Genomic DNA, 7,364 nt, shown 5'->3' with positions numbered 1-7,364 from the left:
GGGTGGGGGCAGCCGCATCGGAGGGTGGGGGTTGCTGGAAGCCGGGTCCCGGACTAGCCACTCACATACCCCATGACAGGTTAGAAATTACCCCAGCCTGCAGACCCCCCGACCACCCGATGCGGGTGCCCCCACCCACCAGCCCACCGGCCGTTGGCCGCCGAGCCAGCCCGGCGTGCAGGCGAGACGCGAGCGCGCCCCCACCACACCGGCCCGCAAGGCAGCCCAGGCAAGGGAAGACATGCCTGGGCCACCCGTTCCCCGGGGCCGCCCGCTCGCTTCTCAACCGGGCTGGAGTGCACCGAGTCAAGGGTGCAGCGAAGCGGAATCGGCGCAGCCGACGCGCAGCGCAGCGGAGCGCCCTTTACTCGGGGCACGGAAGCACGACACTGACCAAGAAGCGGGCGGCCCAACGTTCACTTCGCAGCTCAGAGCCACCGCAACCCCCTCACCCCCGCCCCAACACGAGTTCCGCCCACACGGTCTTGCAGGGGGTGGGTGCCTCATCGACACCCCAACGGTCCGCGTACGCGGCCACGAGCAGCAACCCGCGCCCCGATTCCGCGCACACCGAGGCCGAGTTCGGGATATGGGGGACCCGATCACCTCGGGCGTCCGTCACCTCGATACGGAGCATGCCGAATGCGTCGAGCCGTAGGTCCAGCCTGAAATCGCGCCCCGGTACCCGTCCGTGCACGACGGCGTTCGCGGCGAGTTCGGCGACGACGTGCTCCGCCGCCTCGGACGGCAGTCCCCAGTCGGCGAGTTGACGTTCCGTGAGGAGCCGGGCCAGGCGGGCTCCCCGCCGGGTCGCGGACAACAGCACGGTGAAGTGCCGTACCAGGGGCGCGGCTTGAGTGATTTCTTCGTTCACATCACTCAGCGTGGTCACTCCTGTCTACCCTGAACAGCATTCATGTCGGTACGGAGCGCGACTGTCCGGGTGCTGTCCGGGGTCGTCCGGCTCGTGTGCGGAAGGTGGCGGTGTGGACGACGAAGAGGCCATGGCCGTACTGAAGGCGGTCGGCCGTCAGATCAAGATGTGGCGGGAGGCCGCCGGGCTGTCGCAGGCGGAGTTCGGGGTGAGGGTCGGGTACAGCGAGGAGATGGTGTCCTCGGTGGAGCGAGGGCGACGGGCCGCCAAGCCGGAGTTCCTCGACAAGGCGGACGAGGCGACAGGGGCGGGCGGGAAGATCTCCGCGATGAAGGAGGACGTGGAGCAAGCGCGCTACCCGAAGAAGGTTCGCGACCTGAAGAACCTGGAGGACGAGGCCGTGGAAATGGGGGCCTACACCGCCCTGCACATTCACGGCCTGCTCCAAACTCCGGAGTACGCACAGGCGTTGTACGAGATGCGGCGCCCCGCGTATACGGAAGAGGAGATCGAACGTCTCGTTGCCGCTCGCATGGCGCGCAAGGAGGTCTTCGAGCGCGTGCCTCGGACGTTGATCACCTTCGTCCAGGAGGAGTCGACGCTGCGCCGGCCGGTCGGGGGCAGAATGGTGCAGCGGCAACAGCTTGAACACCTGCTGGAGGTAGGCAAGTTGCGGCACGTGGAGATCCAGGTGATGCCCACGGACCGGGAGGACCACGCGAGCGTGAGCGGCTCGTTCCGTGTGCTGAAACTCCGGGGCGGAAAGACGCTGGGGTACTCGGCGGCCGAGCTCCACAGCCGAGTGATCAGCACTCCTCGGGAGGTCCAGATCTTGGAAATGCGCTATGGGATGATCCGAGCGCAGGCTCTCTCGCCTCGGGAGTCGCTGTCGTTCATCGAGAAAATGCTGGGAGAAGAGACATGACCTCCTCAAGCTTGGTGTGGTTCAAGAGCAGTTACAGCGGCAACGACGAGCCTGACTGCGTCGAGGTCGCCATCGCCCCTGCCGACCCCACCATCCACGTACGCGACTCAAAGGACAAGGCGGGCGCACGCCTCGCGATCACAGGTGCCGCCTGGGGCGAGTTCGTGGGGTTCGCGGTCAGGGCTTGAGGACGATCTTGCCGTGGGTGTGGCGGCGTTCGAGCTCGGTGTAGGCCTCTCGGACCTGCGCCAGCGCGTAGACGTTCGCGATGGGTACCTCAAGATGTCCGTCGGCGATCAACCCGGCCAGTTCGGTGAGTACCTTGGCGCCCGGCCCGGCCGCTGCCCCACCGTCGGTTTTCACGCCGTACTTCGCGGCGGCCGCGAAATCGGCGATGGTGTCGATCCGCTCGGCCGCGACTCCGAGGGCGAGGGCCAACTCGACATAGCCCTGGCCGAAGGTGTCGATGAAGGCGTCGACGCCGTTCGGCGCGGCGGCGCTGATCCGGTCGGCGACTCCGTCGCCGTACGCGACCGGGACCACTCCGTGGTTCTTCAGCCACTCGTGGTTGCTCTCGCCGGCCAGGCCGATGACCGTGGCCCCGGTCCGGCGCGCGAGTTGGACGGCCAGCGAGCCGACACCCCCGGCGGCTCCGGAGACGACGACGGTCTCGCCCTCCTTGGGCTGAACGGCGTGCACCGCCCCCCACGCGGTCACGCCGACGACGTACAGGCTGCCGGCCACCTCCCATGAGACGTTCGCCGGCTTGTGGGTGAGGTCGCCGGCCTCGACCAGGACCAGTTCGGCCTGGGAGGCCCGCTTGTTGCTGAACCCGATCACCTCGTCGCCGGGCGAGAATCCGCCGACTCCCGCACCGACTTCCTCGATGACCCCGGCGAGGTCGCTGCCCTGCCCGGACGGGAACGTCGACGGGAACAGTTGGGCCACCGCCCCGGTGCGGATGGCTGCCTCGCTGGGGTTGATGCCGGCCGCCTTCACCCGCACGAGAACCTGCCCGTCCGTGGGTGCCGGGCGTTTCACCTCGTCGACCCGCAACACGTCGATCCCGCCGAACCCGTCGTACCTGACTGCCTTGGGCATGATCTCCACATCTCCATTCGGCTGGAGCAGGCTTTCGTTGTCATGTAAACAAAGCACTCACACGCTAAGTCTTGAATGGTTACACGTCAACAAAATGGAGGGTCGGGTCGGGCCGCGCCGGACCGTCAGTCCGTATCAGGCCGTTCAGTTCGCCCGGGCAGCGCCGCGCTGTAGTGGCTGTCGATCGTCTCGGCGCCGGAGTCGTGGTGGGCGCTGTAATGGCCGTCGATCGTCTCGGCGACGTCGATGAGGGCGTCGAGTTGCTTCCGGGAGAGCACGTCGGCGAAGCAGTGGCGGATTCCCTCCACCCAGGCCGGCCAGGCGGCCTGGAACGCGGTCCGGCCCGCAGCCGTCAGGACGATGTCGTAGCCGCGGGCATCACCCTCGCTCGGTGCGCGCGCGACCGTACCGCGCGTCTCCATCCGGGAGACCTGGCGAGACAGGCGGCTCCGCTCCCAGTGCAGCGCGGTCGCCATGTCGCGGGCGCGCAGCCTGTGCTCCGGGCTTCTGGACAGCCTCAGCAGGACCACGAAGTCCGCCTCGGTCAGCCCGAAGTCGCGCGCCAGCCTGCGGGCGAGCACCTCGTTCACCTCGATGCGCATGCGCTGGAAAGCGATCCAGGCCCGGGTCTCCCGCTCGTCCAGCGCCTCCTGATCCATACCGCCGAGCCTACCCGGGGTGTACTTTGGGATCGGGCGATTGTTTACATGACAACATGCGACCATCCTGGGGCAGCGAACAACAGGAGTCCGACATGACCGACCCGAACGACTGGAACGCGAAGACCATCGCCGAGTTCCGAGCGAACGAGGGCCAGGTCGGCGGGGTGTTCGAGGGCGCCCCGATCGTCCTGTTGCACCACCTCGGCCGCAGGAGCGGGCAGGAGCACGTCACCCCGGTGATGTACCTTCCGCACGAGACCGAGCCGGGCATCATCTACGTCTTCGCGACCAGGGGCGGAGCACCCGCCAACCCGGACTGGTACTACAACCTGGCCACTGCCGGTGGCGGCAGCGTCGAACGCGGAACCGAGACATACGGGGTGACGATCCGCGATCTGTCCGGCGCCGAGCGCGACCGCGTCTACGCCGAGCAGGCACGGCGCTACCCCGGCTTCGCCGAGTACGCGCGCCAGACCGCGGGAGTCCGCACCATCCCCGTTCTCGAACTCACCCGGTCGTGACGGCCCGGCGATCGGGAATCTCCCCTACTTGACGACCGTCACCTTCGTGCCCGTCGTCCCGAACGTCCACAGCGCCGCCCCGTCCGCCTTCCCCATCCGCACGCCGCCCGTCAACTTGCCCGCAGCCGGCGGGGGCGAGGAGCCGTCCAGCGCGTTGGAGAAGGCGATGTTGAGGCCGGACTTGGTGGCGAAGTAGACGATGTTCTCGATCTGGACGCCGTCGGAGCCCGTCGTGGCGTCCTTGCGGACCGAGACGGTGTACTTGCCGGGGTCGGGGCTCACCGTGCCCGGCCAGACCGGGAACGTGCGGGACGCCTTGTCGCTCGCGTCGACCAGCCAGACCCGTTTCTGGCCGACGGCGTAGACAATGCGCCGGCCGGTACCGGAGGAGGCCGGTACCGCGGCTGCCGTCGTGTGCGGCTTGGGGGACGTGGACGCGTGGGCGGACGCCGAGGCGTGCGGGCGGGCGGCGGACGCCTTCGGGTGCGGCCCCTTGTTGGCCTGGACGGCCAGGACCGTGACCGCGGCGATCGCTCCCACCGTCAGACCGGTCACCCAGACCTTCGAGGCAGGCACGGCACGCATCTCCTCAGCTACACAGCCCCCACATCCCTATCGAACAGGGGTCGGATCATCGTACCGGCCCCCATCCGCACACCCTGACCTCAGTCCAGCACCGGCAGCAGCTCCGGCAGGTGCCCGTCCGACACCGCCGCCGTCCGCTGCCGCTCCTCCGGGACCTCGCCGTAGAGCGTCGTGCGCGGCCTCGCGGGCCTTCCCGCCAGTTCCGCCACGGCGACCAGATCCCGCACCGACTTGTACGAGCCGTACGACGAACCCGCCATCCGCGAGATCGTCTCCTCCATCAGCGTGCCGCCGAGGTCGTTCGCCCCGGAGCGCAGCATCTCCGCCGCGCCCTCCGAGCCCAACTTCACCCAGCTCGTCTGGATGTTGGGGATGTGGGGGTGGAGCAACAACCTCGCCATCGCCACCACCGCCCTGTTGTCCCGCATCGTCGGGCCCGGGCGCGCGATCCCCGCCAAGTACACCGGCGCGTTCGTGTGGATGAACGGCAGCGTCACGAACTCCGTGAAGCCGCCGGTCTGTTGCTGGATGGAGGCCAGGGTGCGGAGGTGGCCCAGCCAGTGGCGCGGCTGGTCGACATGGCCGTACATCATCGTCGACGAGGAGCGGATGCCCAACTCGTGTGCCGTGGTGACGACTTCGATCCAGGTCGCCGTCGGCAGCTTGCCCTTCGTGAGGACCCAGCGGACCTCGTCGTCCAGGATCTCCGCCGCCGTGCCGGGGATGGTGTCCAGGCCCGCTTCCTTCGCCGCCGTCAGCCACTCGCGGATGGAGAGGCCGGTGCGCGTCGCGCCGTTCACCACCTCCATCGGGGAGAAGGCGTGGACGTGCATACCGGGGACGCGTTCCTTCACCGCCTTCGCGATGTCGAAGTACGCCGTGCCGGGCAGGTCGGGGTGGATACCGCCCTGCATGCAGACCTCGACCGCCCCTACTTCCCAGGCCTGTTGGGCCCGGTCCGCCACCTGGTCCAGGGAGAGCGTGTACGCGTCCGCGTCCGTACGGCGTTGCGCGAAGGCGCAGAAACGGCAGCCCGTGTAGCAGACGTTCGTGAAGTTGATGTTGCGCGTGACGATGTACGTCACCTCGTCGCCGACCACCGACTTCCGTACGTCGTCCGCGATCCGCGTCAGCGCGTCCAGCGCCGGGCCGTCCGCGTGCAGCAGGGCGAGGGCCTCCGCGTCGGTGAGCTTCGTCGGGTCGTCGGCCGCCGTCACCAGTGCCTGTCGTACGTCCGTGTCGATGCGCTCGGGGACCATGCCGGGCGCCGCCGCCTCGCGCAGGGCGGCCCAGTCGCCGTAGACCTCGTCGAAGTCGTCACGGCGGTCGGACGTACGGCCCTCCGTGTCGATGGTGGTGTGGAGGTCCGTGCGGCCGGATGACACGAAGGCCTCCTCCGGCTCCTGCCACGCGTGGCCCTCGACCTTCGCGTCCTCACGGGCCAGGCCCGTCTCCGGGTCCGCCAGTGCGCGTACGTGCGGCAACAGGCGCGGGTCCAGCCAGGGTTCGCCGCGGCCCACGAACTCCGGGTAGACGCAGAGGCGTTCGCGTAGCTCGAAGCCCGCTTCCGCCGACTGGTCGCGCAGCAACTCGATCTGCGGCCACGGGCGTTCGGGGTTCACGTGGTCGATGGTCAGCGGGGAGACTCCGCCCCAGTCGTCGATGCCCGCACCGATCAGGCGCTTGTACTCCGAGTCGACGAGGTTGGGGGGTGCCTGGAGGCAGGCCGACGGGCCCATGATGTGCCGCGCCACCGCGACCGTGGCCACCAGCTCGTCCAGCTCCGCGTCCGGCATGCCGCGCATCGCCGTGTCCGGCTTGGCGCGGAAGTTCTGGATGATCAGTTCCTGGATGCCGTGGTACGACCGGGAGATCTTGCGCAGGGCGAAGAGGGAGTCCGCGCGCTCCTCGTACGTCTCGCCGATGCCGATCAGGATGCCGGAGGTGAAGGGGACGGAGGAACGGCCCGCGTCCTCCAACACCCTTAGCCGTACGGCGGGTTCCTTGTCCGGGGAGCCGTAGTGCGGGCCGCCGGGCTCGGACCAGAGGCGGGTCGCGGTCGTCTCCAGCATCATGCCCATGGACGGGGCCACCGGCTTCAGGCGCTGGAAGTCCGTCCAGGTCATCACCCCGGGGTTGAGGTGGGGCAGCAGGCCCGTCTCCTCCAGGATGCGGATGGAGATGGCGCGGACGTACGCGATCGTGTCGTCGTAGCCGTGCGCGTCGAGCCACTCGCGCGCCTCGGGCCAGCGGTCCTCGGGCTTGTCGCCGAGGGTGATCAGGGCTTCCTTGCAGCCGAGTTCGGCGCCCCGGCGCGCGATGTCGAGGACCTCGTCCGGGGACATGAACATGCCGTGGCCGGCGCGGCGGAGCTTGCCGGGGACGGTGACGAAGGTGCAGTAGTGGCACTTGTCGCGGCACAGGCGGGTGAGGGGGATGAAGACGCTCTTGGAGTACGTGATCACGCCGGGGCGGCCGGCCGCCTCCAGGCCCGCGTCGCGCACCCGGGCGGCGGACGCGGTGAGGTCGTCGAGGGCCTCGCCGCGGGCCTGGAGCAGCACCGCCGCTTCCGTCACGTCGAGGGCCACGCCGTCACGGGCGCGTTTGAGGGCGCGACGCATGGAGTTCTCGGTCGGGCCGGTTCCGGAGCTCGCGGGAGTCGTCATCCTTCGAGCATACGATCGGTGTGATCAGGC

Annotated in this window: 8 protein-coding genes; 3 read left to right on the top strand and 5 right to left on the bottom strand. The window is 69.0% G+C overall.

The genetic code is table 11. The features are described 5' to 3' along the window. Positions 1–448 precede the first annotated feature (448 nt). Positions 449–874, bottom strand: a complete 426-nt coding sequence (locus OO70_RS22055; RefSeq protein WP_043674132.1) for an ATP-binding protein — start codon at positions 872–874, stop codon at positions 449–451. Positions 875–986: 112 nt separating this feature from the next. Between OO70_RS22055 and OO70_RS22050 the strand changes: the two genes are divergently transcribed. Together OO70_RS22050 and OO70_RS22045 are read left to right on the top strand one after the other, a co-directional pair. Continuing rightward, positions 987–1,799 (top strand): helix-turn-helix domain-containing protein, encoded by an 813-nt coding sequence (locus OO70_RS22050; RefSeq protein WP_043673916.1) that lies wholly within the window; start codon positions 987–989, stop codon positions 1,797–1,799. After that, a complete protein-coding gene (locus tag OO70_RS22045; RefSeq protein WP_043673914.1) occupies positions 1,796–1,987 on the top strand; it encodes a DUF397 domain-containing protein in 192 nt (63 codons plus the stop codon). The genes OO70_RS22050 and OO70_RS22045 overlap by 4 nt, the downstream gene beginning before the upstream one ends. Here the strand turns inward: OO70_RS22045 and OO70_RS22040 are convergent. Next, positions 1,977–2,900 carry an NADP-dependent oxidoreductase gene (locus OO70_RS22040; protein ID WP_043674130.1) on the bottom strand — a complete coding sequence of 308 codons (924 nt, stop codon included), beginning with the start codon at positions 2,898–2,900 and terminating at the stop codon, positions 1,977–1,979. The two genes, OO70_RS22045 and OO70_RS22040, sit on opposite strands and share 11 nt — an antisense overlap. Before the next feature lie 125 nt (positions 2,901–3,025). After that, a complete protein-coding gene (locus tag OO70_RS22035; protein ID WP_051741482.1) occupies positions 3,026–3,559 on the bottom strand; it encodes a MarR family winged helix-turn-helix transcriptional regulator in 534 nt (177 codons plus the stop codon). 95 nt (positions 3,560–3,654) lie between these two features. On the opposite strand from OO70_RS22035, the gene OO70_RS22030 reads away from it, so the two are divergent. Beyond that, complete coding sequence (locus OO70_RS22030) at positions 3,655–4,083, top strand: nitroreductase family deazaflavin-dependent oxidoreductase (RefSeq protein ID WP_043673912.1); 429 nt, start codon at positions 3,655–3,657, stop codon at positions 4,081–4,083. Between the two features lie 24 nt (positions 4,084–4,107). Here OO70_RS22030 and OO70_RS22025 read toward each other — a convergent pair whose 3' ends face one another. Continuing rightward, positions 4,108–4,668: a hypothetical protein gene (locus OO70_RS22025; protein WP_043673909.1), complete on the bottom strand. Its 561-nt coding sequence runs from the start codon at positions 4,666–4,668 to the stop codon at positions 4,108–4,110. 80 nt (positions 4,669–4,748) lie between these two features. Continuing rightward, positions 4,749–7,334: a bifunctional FO biosynthesis protein CofGH gene (locus OO70_RS22020; RefSeq protein WP_043673907.1), complete on the bottom strand. Its 2,586-nt coding sequence runs from the start codon at positions 7,332–7,334 to the stop codon at positions 4,749–4,751. Between the last annotated feature and the right edge of the window lie 30 nt (positions 7,335–7,364).

The organism is Streptomyces xylophagus, assembly GCF_000716435.1.
Classification (GTDB): domain Bacteria; phylum Actinomycetota; class Actinomycetes; order Streptomycetales; family Streptomycetaceae; genus Streptomyces; species Streptomyces xylophagus.
Note: the sequence above shows the minus strand (reverse complement) of the source record. Positions and strands in the feature narration are given on the sequence as shown.